Origin of the sequence: Streptomyces noursei ATCC 11455, from assembly GCF_001704275.1 — a bacterium.
Lineage (GTDB): Bacteria > Actinomycetota > Actinomycetes > Streptomycetales > Streptomycetaceae > Streptomyces > Streptomyces noursei.
On the sequence record NZ_CP011533.1, the window covers coordinates 8,702,830 to 8,718,349 of the forward strand.

The 15,520-nt window shown below is 70.7% G+C and carries 19 protein-coding genes; 10 read left to right on the top strand and 9 right to left on the bottom strand.

Features of this window, described 5'->3' with window-relative positions; genetic code table 11:
* Positions 1–710 precede the first annotated feature (710 nt).
* The 3 genes from SNOUR_RS37125 to SNOUR_RS37135 all read left to right on the top strand — a co-directional run bounded on the left by SNOUR_RS37125 (position 711) and on the right by SNOUR_RS37135 (position 3,456).
* A complete protein-coding gene (locus SNOUR_RS37125) occupies positions 711–1,430 on the top strand; it encodes a YcnI family copper-binding membrane protein (protein ID WP_067359108.1) in 720 nt (239 codons plus the stop codon).
* Between the two features lie 289 nt (positions 1,431–1,719).
* Entirely contained in the window at positions 1,720–2,463 is a 744-nt protein-coding gene (locus tag SNOUR_RS37130; protein ID WP_312635037.1) for a PE-PGRS family protein, read from the top strand.
* Between the two features lie 375 nt (positions 2,464–2,838).
* A complete protein-coding gene (locus tag SNOUR_RS37135) occupies positions 2,839–3,456 on the top strand; it encodes a sigma-70 family RNA polymerase sigma factor (RefSeq protein WP_067355961.1) in 618 nt (205 codons plus the stop codon).
* Between the two features lie 464 nt (positions 3,457–3,920).
* Here the strand turns inward: SNOUR_RS37135 and SNOUR_RS37140 are convergent, their stop codons facing one another.
* Together SNOUR_RS37140 and SNOUR_RS37145 are read right to left on the bottom strand one after the other, a co-directional pair.
* A complete protein-coding gene (locus SNOUR_RS37140) occupies positions 3,921–4,637 on the bottom strand; it encodes a cation efflux transmembrane domain-containing protein (protein ID WP_067355964.1) in 717 nt (238 codons plus the stop codon).
* Positions 4,637–4,972 (bottom strand): ArsR/SmtB family transcription factor, encoded by a 336-nt coding sequence (locus SNOUR_RS37145; RefSeq protein ID WP_067359109.1) that lies wholly within the window; start codon positions 4,970–4,972, stop codon positions 4,637–4,639. The genes SNOUR_RS37140 and SNOUR_RS37145 overlap by 1 nt, the downstream gene beginning before the upstream one ends.
* A gap of 272 nt (positions 4,973–5,244) precedes the next feature.
* Between SNOUR_RS37145 and SNOUR_RS37150 the strand changes: the two genes are divergently transcribed.
* Genes SNOUR_RS37150 through SNOUR_RS37170 form a run of 5 tightly spaced genes read left to right on the top strand, consistent with a single transcriptional unit; the run spans position 5,245 to position 9,398 of the window.
* Complete coding sequence (locus SNOUR_RS37150) at positions 5,245–6,222, top strand: metal ABC transporter solute-binding protein, Zn/Mn family (RefSeq protein WP_067355966.1); 978 nt, start codon at positions 5,245–5,247, stop codon at positions 6,220–6,222.
* Positions 6,223–6,231: 9 nt separating this feature from the next.
* Complete coding sequence (locus SNOUR_RS37155; RefSeq protein ID WP_067355969.1) at positions 6,232–7,173, top strand: metal ABC transporter ATP-binding protein; 942 nt, start codon at positions 6,232–6,234, stop codon at positions 7,171–7,173.
* On the top strand, positions 7,160–8,071 hold the full coding sequence (locus SNOUR_RS37160) for a metal ABC transporter permease (protein ID WP_067355971.1): 912 nt from the start codon (positions 7,160–7,162) through the stop codon (positions 8,069–8,071). Before SNOUR_RS37155 ends, SNOUR_RS37160 begins: the two co-directional genes overlap by 14 nt.
* Positions 8,068–8,931: a metal ABC transporter permease gene (locus tag SNOUR_RS37165; protein WP_067355973.1), complete on the top strand. Its 864-nt coding sequence runs from the start codon at positions 8,068–8,070 to the stop codon at positions 8,929–8,931. The genes SNOUR_RS37160 and SNOUR_RS37165 overlap by 4 nt, the downstream gene beginning before the upstream one ends.
* 14 nt (positions 8,932–8,945) lie before the next feature.
* On the top strand, positions 8,946–9,398 hold the full coding sequence (locus tag SNOUR_RS37170; RefSeq protein WP_067355975.1) for a Fur family transcriptional regulator: 453 nt from the start codon (positions 8,946–8,948) through the stop codon (positions 9,396–9,398).
* 222 nt (positions 9,399–9,620) lie between these two features.
* Here SNOUR_RS37170 and SNOUR_RS37175 read toward each other — a convergent pair whose 3' ends face one another.
* From SNOUR_RS37175 to SNOUR_RS37195, 5 genes are all read right to left on the bottom strand, one after another.
* Positions 9,621–9,932 (bottom strand): ArsR/SmtB family transcription factor, encoded by a 312-nt coding sequence (locus SNOUR_RS37175; RefSeq protein ID WP_067355977.1) that lies wholly within the window; start codon positions 9,930–9,932, stop codon positions 9,621–9,623.
* A 109-nt stretch (positions 9,933–10,041) separates the two neighbouring features.
* Complete coding sequence (locus tag SNOUR_RS37180) at positions 10,042–10,470, bottom strand: (2Fe-2S) ferredoxin domain-containing protein (RefSeq protein ID WP_067355979.1); 429 nt, start codon at positions 10,468–10,470, stop codon at positions 10,042–10,044.
* Positions 10,467–11,498 (bottom strand): WD40 repeat domain-containing protein, encoded by a 1,032-nt coding sequence (locus tag SNOUR_RS37185; RefSeq protein ID WP_067355982.1) that lies wholly within the window; start codon positions 11,496–11,498, stop codon positions 10,467–10,469. The genes SNOUR_RS37180 and SNOUR_RS37185 overlap by 4 nt, the downstream gene beginning before the upstream one ends.
* Complete coding sequence (locus SNOUR_RS37190; RefSeq protein ID WP_067355984.1) at positions 11,495–12,541, bottom strand: CobW family GTP-binding protein; 1,047 nt, start codon at positions 12,539–12,541, stop codon at positions 11,495–11,497. Before SNOUR_RS37190 ends, SNOUR_RS37185 begins: the two co-directional genes overlap by 4 nt.
* 6 nt (positions 12,542–12,547) lie before the next feature.
* Positions 12,548–12,817, bottom strand: coding sequence for a hypothetical protein (locus SNOUR_RS37195; protein WP_067355986.1), 270 nt, complete (start codon positions 12,815–12,817; stop codon positions 12,548–12,550).
* Between the two features lie 400 nt (positions 12,818–13,217).
* On the opposite strand from SNOUR_RS37195, the gene SNOUR_RS37200 reads away from it, so the two are divergent.
* The gene (locus tag SNOUR_RS37200; RefSeq protein ID WP_067355988.1) at positions 13,218–13,517 is read left to right on the top strand and encodes a hypothetical protein; all 300 of its coding nucleotides are present in this window, start codon (positions 13,218–13,220) and stop codon (positions 13,515–13,517) included.
* A 435-nt stretch (positions 13,518–13,952) separates the two neighbouring features.
* Here SNOUR_RS37200 and SNOUR_RS37205 read toward each other — a convergent pair whose 3' ends face one another.
* Positions 13,953–14,261, bottom strand: coding sequence for a methyltransferase domain-containing protein (locus tag SNOUR_RS37205; protein ID WP_067355991.1), 309 nt, complete (start codon positions 14,259–14,261; stop codon positions 13,953–13,955).
* Between the two features lie 342 nt (positions 14,262–14,603).
* The gene (locus tag SNOUR_RS37210) at positions 14,604–14,975 is read right to left on the bottom strand and encodes a VOC family protein (protein WP_067355994.1); all 372 of its coding nucleotides are present in this window, start codon (positions 14,973–14,975) and stop codon (positions 14,604–14,606) included.
* An 81-nt stretch (positions 14,976–15,056) separates the two neighbouring features.
* Between SNOUR_RS37210 and SNOUR_RS37215 the strand changes: the two genes are divergently transcribed.
* Entirely contained in the window at positions 15,057–15,518 is a 462-nt protein-coding gene (locus SNOUR_RS37215) for a MarR family winged helix-turn-helix transcriptional regulator (RefSeq protein WP_067355997.1), read from the top strand.
* The last annotated feature ends 2 nt before the right edge of the window (positions 15,519–15,520 follow it).

The following is a 15,520-nucleotide window of genomic DNA, read 5'->3' on the forward strand; positions in this document are numbered from 1 at the left end:
GGGAGAATCCGGCCGTCATGTATGCGTCCCCGGCGCTGCGGATCCTGCGCGCCGCGGTGTTCGCCGCGGTGTGCCTCACGCTGTCCGCCGCGGGTCACCAGCTCGCGGCGGGCTCGGCGCCACCGGTGCGGGCGGACGGGATCGGCTTCCTCGCCGTCCTCGTTCTCGGTTACCTGCTGAGCGCCCGAGAGCGGTCTCTGCCGGGGATCGGCGGCGCCATGCTCGCCACTCAGGGTGGGCTGCACCTGGCCTTCAACGCTGCCCAGGCCCCGGCCCGGCGCCTCACCGCAACCAGCATGCCGATGGGCATGCACGCGACGCGGATGATGGCGCACCCCCACCCGATGGCCCACGTCGCGGCGGCACACACGGCGGCGGCCCTGCTCGCGTCCTGGTGGCTGCGGCGGGGCGAAGCGGCGCTGTGGTCCCTGCTGCGCAGAGCCGCCATGCTGGTGCCGGGGCTGGTGGCGTGGTGGGGTGCCCGTGAGGGCCGGCTGCCCGCTCTTGTGCACACGGTCGTACCCAGCGGGCGGACAACCGGGCAACGGCCCCTGCGCCAGGCACTGCTGCGCCACGCGGTGTCACGCCGCGGCCCACCGCTTCCGGACCCGTACCGAGTTCTGTTCGTGAGCCGTTCCCCGCGACGGCCTGCTCACCCATGCCCTACGACGGCTGATCACAGCCGCCGGCCGATCAGTACGGAGTCCCCCGTGTCCTTGACACACACCACCCTCCGGCGCGCTCTGCGCCGTACCACCCTCGTCACCGCCCTCGCCACGGCCGGGCTGCTCACAGCCGCCGGTTCGGCCTTCGCACACGTGACGGTCCACCCCGGCAGCTACCCGAAGGGCGCCACCGACGGCACCCTGACCTTCCGCGTCCCGAACGAGGAGGACAACGCCGACACCACGCAGGTCCAGGTCTTCCTGCCCACGGATCACCCCATCCCTTCGGTGCTCGTCACCCCTGAGCCCGGCTGGACGGCGCACGTGACGACCACCAAGCTGAAGAACCCGATCAAGACGGACGACGGCACCATCAACGAAGCCGTCTCGCAGATCACCTGGACCAAGGGCAGTATCCAGCCCGGCCAGTACCAGGACTTCACCGTCGCCTTCGGGCAACTCCCCGATGACACCGACCAGTTGGCCTTCAAGGCGCTCCAGACCTACTCCGACGGCAAGGTCGTGCGCTGGATCGAAGAGCCGAAGGCCGGTCAGGCCGAGCCGGAGAACCCGGCGCCGGTGTTGAAACTCACCAAGGCCGCAGACGAAGCCGCCCCCTCCGCTTCCGCGGCTCCCAAGGCTTCCGCTTCCGCCGCCGGCGACTCGACCACGCGGGGCCTGGGCATCGCGGGCCTGATCGCGGGCGTCCTGGGCATAGGCACGGCCGCCGTCGCCCTCCATCGCAGCCGCTCCGCCCGCCCGTAGCGCCCGTAGCCAACCGGCATACCGGGCAAGGCTCTGGTGGGGCGGACGGAGTACTGCCGCCCCACCAGGGCTTCCGCGAGAGACCCTTGATCGCTGCCGTGGCGGTCTTGTCCCGGCGAGCGGTGAGGCCGCGCCACCAGTGCCGAGAGTCACCTTGTCCTCACCCTCCCACGCGGGCGGGGTGGCTGGCACGATGTCCAACATGACTGCCGGGTCGGTTTCACGCGCTGTGCGCGCCGCGATCTTCGCGGTTGTGTGCGTGACGACCGCGGCCTTGGGGCATGCGTTGATGTCCGCGCAGCCCTTGCCCTGGTGGGCTCTTGCTACCGCGCTCGGCGTCACGGGATCGGCGGCCTGGTGGCTGGCAGGGCGGGAACGCGGCGCGTTCGTCGTGACCGGTTCCACCGTCGTGGCTCAACTCGCTCTGCACTCCCTGTTCGACCTGGCGCAGTCGTGCCAGTGCGGAACGCCCGCCGCGGTCGCGCCCGAAAGGCATTGGGCGGTAAGGCTGTTGTGCGATGTGACGGGCGCCGGTCCTTCGCTTGGGTCGCAGGCGTTGGCGGCCCGGATGCTGCATCAGGCCGGCCTCGGCCTGGGCACCGCCCCCGCGCCCCCGCCGACGCCGATGGACGGCATGCCCGGGATGAGTGGCATGGCGGGTATGGCCGACACACCTGCTACCTCCGCCGCGCACGTGGGGCATATGGCCGCAATGCACGGCGATATGAGCCAGATGCGGCTCATGCATTCCGGCCACGGGGCGCTCGGCATGTTCCTCGCCCACGCACTGGCCGCGCTGGTGTGCGGCCTGTGGCTGTGGCGCGGTGAGACCGCCGCGTTCCGGCTCGCCCGCAGCGTGGCCGCGGTGCTGTTCGCCCCCCTGCTGCTCATCCTGACGGCGCTGGGCTGGACTGGCCTGAAGCCGTCCGCTCGCCCGCTGGCCGCCGCGGGTCATGTCGTGCACCTGCGCGGGGCGCTCCTCCACTACGTCGTCTCCCGCAGGGGCCCGCCGAGGCTCTCCGCCTGCTGCTGACCGCTCGTCCTGGGACTTTCCCGGCCCCGTCCGGGATTCTGCGATGCCGTCATTGACGCCGAAGCCGTCAGTGACGCCATGCTGCCGATGTCGTCCGGGATCCCCCACTCCCCTTTTCTGCATGGTGCATTGCATCGGTGGCGGGCGGAGTACCGGCGTGTCCGCGCGGCTGCCTTCTCATCCGTGAGCACTGTTGCCCCACACGCCGGCCCTGGCCCTGCGGCACTCCGGCCTGCCCGTAGACGTACGCCCGTCGGCTGTTCGACGTCGTCCCGTGACGTCGTCATCGACCTTCGTATGGGTGCTCGGAGTGCCGCTCAGCGACGGGCCGTGCCATGCCTTGGTACGGCCCGCACCTGCGAAGGACATGTGGTGATGATTCCTGCCCTTGTTGGTACGCCCCGCGGTAAGCCGGCAGTGGACAACGAGCAACTGACCAGCTTGGCGCTGGCCGCACGGGACGGTGACCCGGTCGCCGTCGAGCGCTTCATCCGCGCCTCCCACCGCGATGTGTGGAGGTTCGTGGCGCGCCTGAGCGGCGACACGAACAGTGCCGACGACCTCGCCCAGGAGACGTTCCTGCGCGCCCTCACCAGCCTGCCGCGATTCGCCGGACGCTCCGGCGCCCGCACCTGGCTGCTGTCGATCGCCCGCCGTGTGGTGATCGACCGCTACCGGTCCGCCGCCGCCCGTCCGCGTATCGCCGACGTCGAGGACTGGCAGGCGGTCGCGGAAGCCCGGCAGCCCAGCGGACTGCCGGGGTTCGACGACGGCCTGGCGTTGAGCGAACTGCTCGACGCACTCGATCGCGAGCGGCGCGACGCATTCGTTCTCACGCAGTTGGTCGGGATGCCCTATGCGGATGCCGCGGCGGTCGTGGGGTGTCCCATCGGCACGGTGCGCTCCCGGGTGGCCCGGGCCCGCGCCGACCTCACCGGCTGGTTGAGGGCTGCCGAGACCTGCGTGGGAGCCCCTCAGGCGGTCGCGGCGTGAGCGGCTCCGGTTCCGGGTGACCACGGTGTTGCCGGTGCGCCGCCCAGCATGGCGGACAGCGTTCCTCCGAGCTGGCGTACCGGCACTCCCCGGAAGCAATGCTGCCGCCGGGCAGGCGCAGCCATGCCCTCGTCGCCACCTGGAACTGACCGAGATGGCAGCCCCGGCAGAGGCCGGTCGGGGTGTAGAGGATTCGAGCCGCTGCTGGGGCTTGGGGACAGCATGGCCCGGCGCGTCCGGTGCGGGTGCTGGGGCGCGTACTCGATTCAGCCGTAAGTGACGCGAGACCAGTGCCCGAGCCACAAGGCGGCCTCCGAAGGCAGAGGCTGACCTTCGGCCGAGCCGTCGCGAGGTATGAGCTCAGCGGGTGCGATGCACCCCTGGCCGGAGGCACGGTGGATGCGGGTGCATCGCAGGGGGCGGCCTTCGGTGACGAAGCGGCGTAGGTCGTCGGTTTGGCACGGTCAGGCGCAGCAGTCGCATGGTGGTGTGCAGCCGCAAGCGTCCGCTGCCTTTTCGGTGTGCGGGGTGGGGGAGATGGCGAGAGCGGCGCAGCAGTTCTCTCCGCGCCAGGCGGCGCGGCCTTCCTTCACGGCCACTGCGGCGATGGCGAGGGCGGCGACGGGGTCGGCCCAAGTCCAGCCGAGGAGGGTGTCGGCGAGCAGGCCGACGAGAAGTACCGCTGACAGGTATGTGCACAGCAGGGTCTGTCGGGAGTCGGCGACAGCCGAGGCCGAGCCGAGCTCACGCCCGGCGCGGCGTTGGGCGGTGGACAGGACCGGCATGACGATGAGCGAGAGGGCGGCCAGCAGGATCCCGGCCGGCGAGTGGCGGGTCTCGGCTGCGCCGGCCAGTGCCCGTATCGCGTCGGTGGCGACGTAGGCGGCCAGGGCGAAGAACGAGAAGGCTATGAGCCGCAGGGCGGTTCGTTCGCGTGCCTGCCGTACGGCTTGGTCTGCGGCGGAGAACTGCCAGGCGATCGCGGCGGCGGAGGAGACCTCGATGACCGAGTCGAGGCCGAAGCCGACCAGCGCGGCGGAGGAGGCTGCCGTGCCGGCCGTGAGGGCCACGGCGGCCTCGACGGCGTTGTAGCTGATGGTCGCTGCGACGAGCAGTCGTATGCGCCGGGTCAGGGTCTCCTGCCGGGTGGGGTCGTCGGAGCGGGCGGGCGCGGTGGCCATCAGCAGCAGTTCTTTCGCTCGGCGTCGGGGCAAGAGCGGTCCGCTTCCACCGCGACGACGGCGGTGCGCAGGTCGTCGAGGGCGTGTCCGATGCGGGGGTCGGCCAGTTCGTAGCGGGTTCGGCGACCGACGGGGATCGCGACGACCAGGCCGCAGTCGCGCAGGCAGGCCAGGTGGTTCGACAGTCGGGTCCGCGAGATCCCCAGAGCCTCGGCGAGGTCGGACGGGTGAGCCGGGGCTTCGCGAAGTGCCAGCAGCAGGCGGCAGCGGATCGGGTCGGCGAGGGCGCGGCCGAACCGCGCGAGAACGTCGGCCTCGGAGGCGAGAGTCAGCACCCGGCGAATGTACATGTGATCCTGAATTCAGGGAAGCGTGAATTCTAGGGAGGGGCATCGTCGATTGATGGACGCCGGGCTTCAGGGGGCTCGGCGGTTCACAGAGGTGGCTGGCGGTGGCGGCATTGGGGCGGTATCGCACGCCAGGTCAAAAGATGGCAACGGTTTTCATCTTTGATTGATATGGAAATCATTTCCATCTAGCGTGTGCATGTCGCCATGTGGCCGGATCGCGCCCCCTCCGTATCCGGCATTGCCCGAAGGAGTCCTGTATGTCCCCCGCTGCTTTCCCCTCCCCACGTTCCGTCCGACGACCCGTACGCATCGCGCTCGGTGCCGCGATGGCAGTCGCGACCGCAGCGACGGTCACGGCCTGCTCGACCTCCCCGGCGAAGACCGGCAACACCGCCGCCACCGGTGGCGGCTCGGGCAAGATGATCCAGGTGGTGGCGGGGGAGAACTTCTGGGGCAGCATCGCCTCCCAACTCGGTGGCAGCCACGTGAAGGTGACCAGCATCATCACCAACCCCGACACCGACCCGCACGACTACGAGCCGACCGCCGCCGACGCCCGTACCGTGGCCGGTGCCCAGTACGCCATCGTCAACGGCATCGGCTACGACGCCTGGGCCGACAAGCTGCTCGCCTCCAACCCCGGAAGCGGGCGCACCGAGCTGAAGGTCGGCGATCTGGTCGGCGTGAAGCCGGGCGGCAACCCGCACCGCTGGTACTCCCCGGCCGACGTCCACAAGGTCATCGAGAAGATCACCGCGGACTACAAGAAGCTCGACCCGGCCGACGTCGCCTCCTTCGACCAGCAGAAGACGACCTTCGAGACCAAGACGCTCGCCGGCTACAACAAGCTCATAGCCGACATCAAGGCGAAGTACGCGGGCACCCCGATCGGTGCTTCCGAGTCGATCGTGACGCCGCTGTCGGACGGGCTGGGGCTGAAGATGCTCACCCCCGAGACGTTCCTGGACGCGATGAGCGAGGGGACCGACCCCACGGCCAAGGACAAGGCCACCATCGACGACCAGATCAAGAACAAGCAGATCAAGGTCTACGTCTACAACTCCCAGAACTCCACGCCCGACGTGCAGGCGCAGGTCAAGGCGGCCAAGGCGGCAGGCATCCCGGTCGCCACGGTGACCGAGACCCTCGCCCCCGCCGGGGCCACCTTCCAGCAGTGGCAGACCACCCAGCTCCAGGGCATCGAGCAGGCCCTGGCCAAGGCGACCGGGAAGTGACGTCACTCCATGAATCCGATAGCGAAGGTCCGCGAAGCCGCCGCCGACAGCGACCGTAGCGGCCACACCGTCCCCGCGCCCCGAACCGACGGCACGGCGGCAGGAGCCAGAGGCGGCCCGGTGGTCGCGCTGCGCGGCGCCGCCGTGCGCGTCGGCGGCCGCACTCTGTGGGCGGGCGTGGACCTTCGCATCGAGCCCGGCGAGTTCACCGCCGTCCTCGGCCCCAACGGCGTCGGCAAATCCACCATGATCAAGGTCCTGCTCGGCGCGCTGCCCGCCGCGGGCGGCGAGGTCCGGGTCCTCGGTGCTCGTCCGGGGCAGGCCAACGACCGGATCGGCTACCTGCCGCAGCGCCGCAGCTTCGACGCCTCGATGCGCATCCGCGGTATCGACGTTGTCCGCATGGGCCTGGACGGCGACCGCTGGGGCGTGCCCCTGCCGTTCCCGACCGCCCGCCGCCGGGCCGAGCGTGAACGCGTCGCCGAGGTCGTCGAGTTGGTCGGGGCGTCGGGGTATGCGGAGCGGCCGATCGGGCAGTGCTCCGGTGGTGAGCAGCAGCGGCTGCTGATCGCGCAGGCGCTGGTCCGCCGCCCCGAACTGCTGCTGTTGGATGAGCCGTTGGACAGTCTGGATCTGCCCAACCAGAGTGCGGTGGCCGCGCTGATCGGCCGGATCTGTCATCAGGAGGGGGTGGCGGTGGTGATGGTCGCCCACGACGTGAACCCGATACTCCACCACCTCGACCGGGTCGTGTACCTGGCGGAGGGCGGCGCGGCAGCCGGCACCCCGCAGGAGGTCGTCACCTCAAAGACGCTGACCCGGCTCTACGGCACCCCGGTCGAGGTGCTGCGGACCTCCGACGGGCGGCTGGTCGTGGTCGGCCAGCCCGAGGCGCCCGCCGTCCACGCCGACCGCCACGATGCGTCAGGAGGCGGCCATGCTGCTGGCTGACACCGCCGCACCTGCCTGGTCCTGGAACCTCATCGGCGACTTCCAGCAGATGTGGTCGTTCCCGTTCATGGTCAACGCCTTTCGCGCGGGGGCGATCGTGGCGGTGGTCTCCGCAGTGGTGGGCTGGTTCGTGGTCCTGCGGCGGCAGACGTTCGCCGCGCACACCGTCTCCGCGGTCGCCTTCCCCGGCGCGGCCGGTGCGGTCCTGCTCGGGGTCAGCGCGGTCTACGGATACTTCGCCCTGTGCGTGGCCGCCGCCCTGGTCATCGCGGCCCTACGCGGCAGCGGCAGCGGAGACCACGAGGAAGCCGCGCTCACCGGAACCGTCCAAGCCTTCCTCCTCGCCTCCGGCTTCCTCTTCACCGCCCTGTACAAGGGCCTGTTGGAGGGGCCGCAGACCATTCTGTTCGGAACGTTCCTCGGTATCACCTCGACGCAGGTGACCGTGTTGACGGGTGTCGGCATCGGGGTGCTCGCGGTGCTGGCGCTCATGGGGCGTCCCTTGCTCTTCGCGTCCGTCGACCCCCAGGTCGCCGCCGGACGCGGAGTCCCGGTCCGCGCTCTTTCAGTGCTCTTTCTTGTTCTGCTCGGTGCGGCGACCGCCGAGGCCAGCCAGATCACGGGGACCCTGCTCGTCTTCGCCCTGATGGTCATCCCCGCAGCAACCGCCCAGACCCTCACCGCCCGTCCGGCCCTGAGCCTCGCGCTCGCCGTGCTCCTGGCGCTCGCGGCCACCTGGCTCGGGCTGACCGCCGCCTACTACTCGCCGTACCCGCTGGGCTTCTTCGTGACCTCGTTCGCCTTCGCCGGATACGTCATCGCCCGCGGCGCGCACGCGCTGTACGCGATCCGCGGCCGGATCCGGCCGTCCCTGTCGGTCAAGGAGATCACGGCATGACTGCTCTGCTGGCCGCATCGCCGCTCGCCCAGCCCTTCTTCCAGCACGCCCTGCTCGCGGGGAGTGCCATCGCCGCGGCCTGCGGGCTTGTCGGTTGCTTCCTCGTCCTGCGCGCCCAGGTGTTCACCGGCGACGCCCTCAGCCACGTGGCCTTCACCGGTGCCATGGCCGCCCTCGCGTTCGGCTACGACCTGCGCCTCGGGCTGTTCGCCGCCACCGTCGCCATAGCGCTGCTCTTCGGCACCCTCGGCCGCAGAGCCCGGCCCGATGACGTCGTCATAGGGAGCATCTTCTCCTGGATCCTCGGCCTGGGAGCCTTCTTCGTCACCCTCTACACCACCTCCCGCAGCACCGCCAACGGCACCGCCGGGGTCAGCGTGCTCTTCGGCTCGATCTTCGGCATCTCCGCCGGGCAGGCGACCGCGGCGGCACTGGTCGCCCTCGGCGTCTGCCTGCTGGTACTGCTCATCGCCCGCCCGCTGCTGTTCGCCACCCTCGACGAAGCCGTGGCCGCCGCCCGCGGCGTGCCCGTCCGCCTGCTCGGATACAGCTTCCTCGCCCTGGCCGGGGTCAGCGCCGCCGAGGCCACCCAGGCGGTCGGCTCCCTGTTGCTGCTCGGCCTGCTGGCCGCACCCGCCGGCGCCGCGATCCGGCTCACCGACCGCCCCTATCGGGCCCTCGCCCTCTCCGCCGCACTGGCGGTCCTGGAGATGTGGGCAGGGCTCCTCGCCTCCTCCGCACTGCCGAAGATGCCGCCGAGCTTCGCCATCATGGCCGCCGCCACCACCGTCTACGCCGCCACCTTCCTGATACGGCGGCCCGCCGCCCGTACCCCCACCCCGGCCCTCGCGGGGGCATGAACGAAAGCACGGTGATGGCACGCAACCGACCGCACACCGCCGCACCGGCGCAGGAAGTGGCGCTGATCGGCCGCCTCACCCAGCAACGCGCCATAGTGCTGGCGGCCCTGATGGCGGTGGAAGGCTTTGTCGGTGCCCAGGCACTGCACAACCAACTGGCCGACGACGGAACCCCGGTCGGCCTGTCCACGGTCTACCGCACCCTGACCGCCTTCGCCGAGGCCGGCCGCGCCGATGTCGTCCGCGACAGCAACGGCGAACGCCTCTTCCGCTACCGCCCCGGCCCCGACCACCGCCACTACCTGATCTGCACCGCCTGCGGCCTCAGCCTCACGGTCGACTCGGAACCCGTGGAGACCTGGGCCGAGAAGACCGCCCGGACCTCCGGCTTCGCCAACGTCCGGCACACCGTCGAGCTCGCCGGCCTCTGCCCGGACTGCAACCAGGAGCAGGCGCCCGTGCGGTGACGGCGCGGGCGCGGGATAGCCAGAGGTGCACCATGGGAGGCAGACGCTCAGCGGCGGGCCATGAGAAGTGGGCCACTGAAGCGTAAGAAGATGCCCTTGAGCGTGTGCCCTGGCCGCCGGTGGTATCGGGCGCTGCCCATCGGCGCGAGACCGGTGACCCGACGTGGCACCGAGCTTCCACGGCTCTCCGTGTGCCATGTGACATGTGCTCGTGGCCGGCCTTTACCCTCGGCTGTCCTTGGCCCCGAGTGTGCGGTGCTTGACGTGGTGGACCGCCTCGTCGAGGAGTTGGGCGACATGGTTGTCGTGGAGTCGGTAGACCATGCGACGCCCCGCCCGTTCGCCGGTCACCAGGCCGAGGATGCGCAACAGGCGGAGCTGGTGGGAGACGGCGGACTGTTCCCGGCCGATGGCGGCGGCGAGTTCGGTGACGGAGCGTGGCTCCTGCCGGAGTGTCGTGAGGATCCGAAGGCGGGAAGGGGCCGCGAGGGCTTGGAGGGTGGCGGCGACGGTCGCGACCGTGGCTCCGTCCATGGGGGCCGCCGGACCCGCACTCGGCGGGCTCGGTTCCCCTACGGCCGAGGCGTTGTGCGCCGGGCACTCGGGCCATGGGCACTTGGCGGCGAGCCGACCGGCCGCGGCCTCACCGGCGTGCAAGGCCCCGCCCGCGTGCGCGCTTGGGCATCTCGCCCGGCGGGCGGATGAACTGCAGCTCCAACGTGGGCGGCGGCTCGGCGATCCCCGGACCGCCGTCGGAGGCCCAGCGCAGGATGTCGTCCGTTGCGGCATCGTCCATGGCCCAGCCGATCCACGTGGCGCGCCCGCCGCGGCGCCGCCCCTCGCCAGAAGGCTGGACAACGATGACGTTGGCCTGGTCGCAGGGACCCAGGCAGTCCGTCGTACGCACCGTGAACTGGCCGCCGGAGTCGGCAGCCGCCGCGTACAGCCGGTCCAGTTGCCACGCGTGGTCGCTGCCGGGGTGCTTGCGCGGGTTGCCGCAGCAGCACCCCCGGCACACCACCAGGGTGACCGGGCGGGGCTGGGCTGCGCCGATCACCCCGTGCGTGGTCACAGGGCTGTCCGGGAGGGCAGGTGGTGGGCGCGGACGCGGCCGTCGCGGTACGCGGAGACGAGCAGTTGCGGCCCCGCCCAGGCGAGCGCCGTCACCGCGGCATCGCCGTCGAGGATGCGCGCGGGGCGGAGCCGGGTTTCCGGCCGTCCTGCGGTGGCCCGCCACAGTGCGATCGTGCCGTCGTGGCCTCCGGTGGCGAGGTGGCCGTCGGGACCGGGACGCCAGGCCAGGGCCGTGACGGTTTCGTGGCAGCGCAGCGACCGTGGTGCGGTGCCGGCCGGGCCCTTGCCGCGGAAGTCCCACACGGTGACGTCGGGGGCGCCGTCGGCGGCGAGCCAGCAGCCCGAGTCGTCGAAGGCGAGGCGCGAGACCTTCTCCGGGTAGCCGGACATGGTCAGTTCACTGCCGTCGCGGGTGCGCCAGATGTGGATGGAGGCGTCCTGGTTGCCGCTGCAGATCCACCGGTCGGTGGGGGCGACAGCCAGCGCCAGATGGGAGCCGATGTAGGGGTAGGTCCGCACCGGGGCGGCCTGGTGGCGCTCGTGGCAGCGCACCGCACCGTAGGCGGCGACCGCCAGACGTCGGCCGCCCCGCATCCAGGCCAGGTCGGTGACGGTACTGGCGGCCGGCTCCGTGGCCCACAACTCCTGGCCGCCGGAGTCCAGTACGAGGGCGCGACGGCCGGAGGTGACGGCGAACCGCTCGGCATCCGCCCACCGGACGGCCGAGGACCAGGCGCCGCTTTCCCTGACGGTGGTGGTGCCGTCTTCCCGCCGCCACAGCGCGTATCCGGTCGGGCCGGTGGCCGCCAGGTGCCGGGCGTCGGGGGACAGGGCGGCATGCAGTGCGCCGCCGGGGAGTTCGACGGTGCCGACGGCGGCGCCGGTGGCGGCCTCCAAGACGCCGGTGGTGCCCTCGGCTCCGGCGACCGTGACGAGATCATGTTCGGTGCTGAGTGCCACGGGGGCGTCGTCGAAGGTGAGGTCCCAGACGACGCCCAGGTCGGCGTCGGGTGCGGCGATGCTCATACGACGGCTCCGGCGGTGGCCAGGCAGCCGGCGAAGCCGCGTTCCAGTTCGGCGCGGTCCAGGTTGCGGCCGATGAACACCAGCCGGTTGCCGCGGAGTTCCCCGTCCTTCCAGTCGCGGCCGAACTCGCCGACCAGCAGCATGTGCACCCCCTGGAACACGTACTGCTTGGGGGCGCCCGCGATGGCCAGGAGGCCCTTGGAGCGGAAGATGTCGACGCCCTTGGTGCGCAGCAGGGTGCCGAGCCACTGGTTGAGCCGGTCCTCGTCGAGCTCGCCGGGCAGGTCGATGCCGACGGAGGTGACGGTGGTGTCGTGCTGGTGCTCGGTGTCGGTGAGGAAGGACGGGTCGCCCCTGAGCACGCGGTCGAGGTCGAACGCGCCCACGTCGAGGACCTGTTGCAGGTCGATCTCGGCGTGCTGGGCGGGGATGATCTGGACGCCGGAGTTGATCGCGCGGATGCGCGAGAAGACCTTCGCGACGGTGGCCTCGTCGGCCAGGTCGGTCTTGTTGAGCACGATGCGGTCGGCGAAGGCGATCTGTTCGACGGCCTCGTTCTCCACGCCTTCGGGCTTCACCTCGTCCAGGTGCTGCAGGACGTGGGCGGCGTCGACGAGGGTGACGATGGCGTCCAGGCGCAGCTGGGCGGCGATCTCGTCGTCCATGAAGAAGGTCTGGGCGACGGGTGCGGGGTCGGCGAGGCCGGTGGTCTCGATCAGGATGTGGTCGAACTTCTCCCGGCGGCGCATCAACGCGCCCAGGATGCGGATGAGATCGCCGCGCACGGTGCAGCAGATGCAGCCGTTGTTCATCTCGAAGATCTCTTCTTCGGCGTCCAGGACGAGGGCGTCGTCGATGCCGACCTCGCCGAACTCGTTCTCGATGACGGCGACTCGCAGGCCGTGCTGCTCGGTGAGGATGCGGTTGAGCAGCGTGGTCTTGCCCGAGCCGAGGAACCCGGTCAGTACGGTCACGGGTACGCGGTCGTCCACGGCGTCGGCGGTTTCTACGGCCTGCGGTGTCCGGTCGGCGGTGTCGGTCATGACGGGTCAGGCTCCTTCGGGTGCGGTGGCGAGCAGGCGGCGCAGGTCGCCCTCGGTGACCTGGTCGGCCGGGCGGTGCAGGGTCCAGCGGCGGGCGGGGCCGTCCATCGGCAGGACGGCGATGACCGTCTCCAGCGGCGGGCAGCCGGGCTCGGTGCAGGCGAGTTGGCGGATCACCACGGCGTTGTCCTCGTCGAGGCCGAGCAGACGCCGCACGGCCTCCTTCAGTTCGGGGAACTGCGGCGGTCGCGCTGACAGCTGGCCGGGCAACGGCATGGGATCTCCTCGACGGACGTCTTGAGCGCCGAGCCGCATGCATGGGCGAACGCACCCGGAGCCACAGTGTGTTGACGCGTTCCTGCTGATCGTGGTGGTTCCTCGCTTCCGTGAGCTCGCTTCTGTGAGTCCGTCCGGCGAAGGCACAGGCAGGCAGTGCGGTCACATGCCGGTGAGCCGGTGCTCTGCGTCCACGGCTCAGTAGCGGTTCCGCCAACGCTAGATGAAAATGAATTCCATGTCCATTTGTGCGCGCGGAGTGCACCGGGATCGGAACCACCCTGATTCCGGCCGACCTCCGGCGACTTTTGTGAATGCCAAGCTTGGTTAACACTGAAGGTGCAGGATCTCTCCCGTCGGAAGGGATCCGTTGACGCGGGGGGAGAGAGCAGGGTTTGCCATGCTGGCCAGTGCGCACACTTCTCACGCGAACCACACGCACCAGCACGGGGCGGGATGCGGGCACGTCGCCGTCCCGCACGACGACCACGTCGACTACGTACACGGCGGGCACGTGCACCGGATCCATGACGGCCACGCCGACGAGTGCGAGCCCACAGGCCACACGGTCCACCAGGACCACGACCACCAGCACCGGCCCGGATGCGGCCACGTCGCCATACCGCACGCCGACCATGTGGATTACGTCCACGACGGGCACCGCCACGCCCTGCACGACGGGCACTGGGACGACCACTGATCCCGTGCCGTGACCCCAAGTGGCTTCCCCGGTACGGGGATTGCGCCGTGGAGTGTCCAAAGCTCTGACGAGCTGGGGTGAACCAGCCATGGTGGGCTGGTCCGCGCTTTGTCGTGTCCGTCCGGCGCTCGTGCGTCCCGGCCGCAAGGAGGCGAGAGACATGGACGGCCATTCCGGAAGTCCGGGCCACAGTCGGCCCCGCATCCGTATGTCGTCTCCGACCTCCGGTACGCGGTAACCACCTCCCCTGCGCGCTGCAGGCGCCCCTCCGCCACACCTGTGCGGCCACCGGCCGTGCGGGGTCGCCGTGCTGCGCCCTCGCAGGGGATCGCTGCTGCGCACCCAATCTCCCCGCCCCTCAGAAGGCCGACACCACTACCGTCCCCGCTGCGGGAGACGCCTGCGCAGGAAGCACAGAGCGGCTGTGCCGGCCAGTCAACTCCCCACCGAACACGCTCCATTGGCCGACCCGCTCGGGAGGTGCCCGCCGCCGGCGTCTGTGGTGACGACCTGCGGGTGAAACCCGATGCTGCCGAGCCGGTCGGCCGCTGCCTCGGCGAGGTAGGCATCCACGTCCAGGGTGGTCACGTACCGGTCCCCGAAGCGCCGGCAGGCCAGGGCAGCGCTGTAGCCGGACCCGGTCGCCAGATCCAGGATGCGGGCCCCGGAGTGCAAGCGTCCGTGCTGGAGCATCTGCACCACGAGACCGGGATGGGTGGAGGACGAGGTGGGGTGGCCGGTCACCGGCTGTCCGGGGCGCGTGGTCGGCGTGCAGCGGGCCGACGCGGGTCACCAGCGTCTGGCCCGTGTACGCGGCTTGCATCCACGCCTCGGTGTCGTCCGCTCCGTTGGTTACTGTCCATCCGTGGGGGCCCGAGGCGTACCAGCGGGGCACGCACAGGTGCCGGCGTACATCCCTGAGCGGCCCATGCCAGTCGGACGTCGGATATGAGACGGCACGGGCGAGGGATGCGGCGTGCGGCTTCCAGTCCATCACGGACACCCGCTTCAGGAGAGCGGGGGAGGGGGAAGGGGAGGCTCTCGTGCGGCCTGACGCCTGACGCTCTGCCGTTGGACTGGCTCCGGTCAGCCTCCGTGCGCGGTGAGCGTGTAGCCCTCCGGGCCCTCGAAGGAGAACATCGGCCCGAAGGGGCTGTTCGCCATCGGGGTGAGGATCGTGATTCCGGCGGCGACGAGTCGGTCGTGGAGCTGGTGGGCGTCGGGAGTCCGGAACCAGAGCACCACGCCGAGGCCGGGGCGTGCGGCGTCGGCGAGGTCGATGCCCGGGAGGAGCTCGCGGACGGCGAACGGGGTCGGCTTGGTGTCGAACACGACCGCGTGCGGCGGTGAGACCGCGGCCCGACGCAAGCCCAGATGCTGCTCGCAGAAGGCCGCGGCCGCTGCCACATCGCGGACCTGCAGGGCGACGAAGTCGGGGCCGTCGATGGCGACAGACATAGGTACTTCCTCCATTCATATGTCAGAACTTTGACATGGGTGAGGGTAGGAGGGGGTGCGCCCCTATGTCAAAATGCTGACATGATGGAGAGTGAGCCCACCGGCCCGTCCCACCCCGCGGCGGACGTCACCCAGCACGTGGGATACCTGATCAAACGGGCCCAGGCGGCGTTGCGCAGCGCCATGGACAAGGTCCTGCGTGCGCATGGGCTCACCGTGCCGCAGTACGCCACCCTGGAGCTGCTGGCCCTGAGTCCAGGCATGTCCAACGCCGAACTCGCCCGCGCGACCTTCGTCACCAGGCAGTCCGGCAGCGTCGTCCTTCGGGGTCTGCAGGAAGCCGGCCTGATCACCCGTCCGGCGACCGTCGACCATGGCCGTGCCCTGCCCACCCATCTCACGGAGGAGGGTCACAGGCGCCTGGCCACGGTCCAGGCCGCCGTCTACGCCGTCGAACAGCGCATGGTCGAGGCCATCCCGCCCCAGCGCATGCCGGCGCTCCTCGCCGACCTCGACCGCCTGGCGACAGCCCTGGAGGAGTGAAC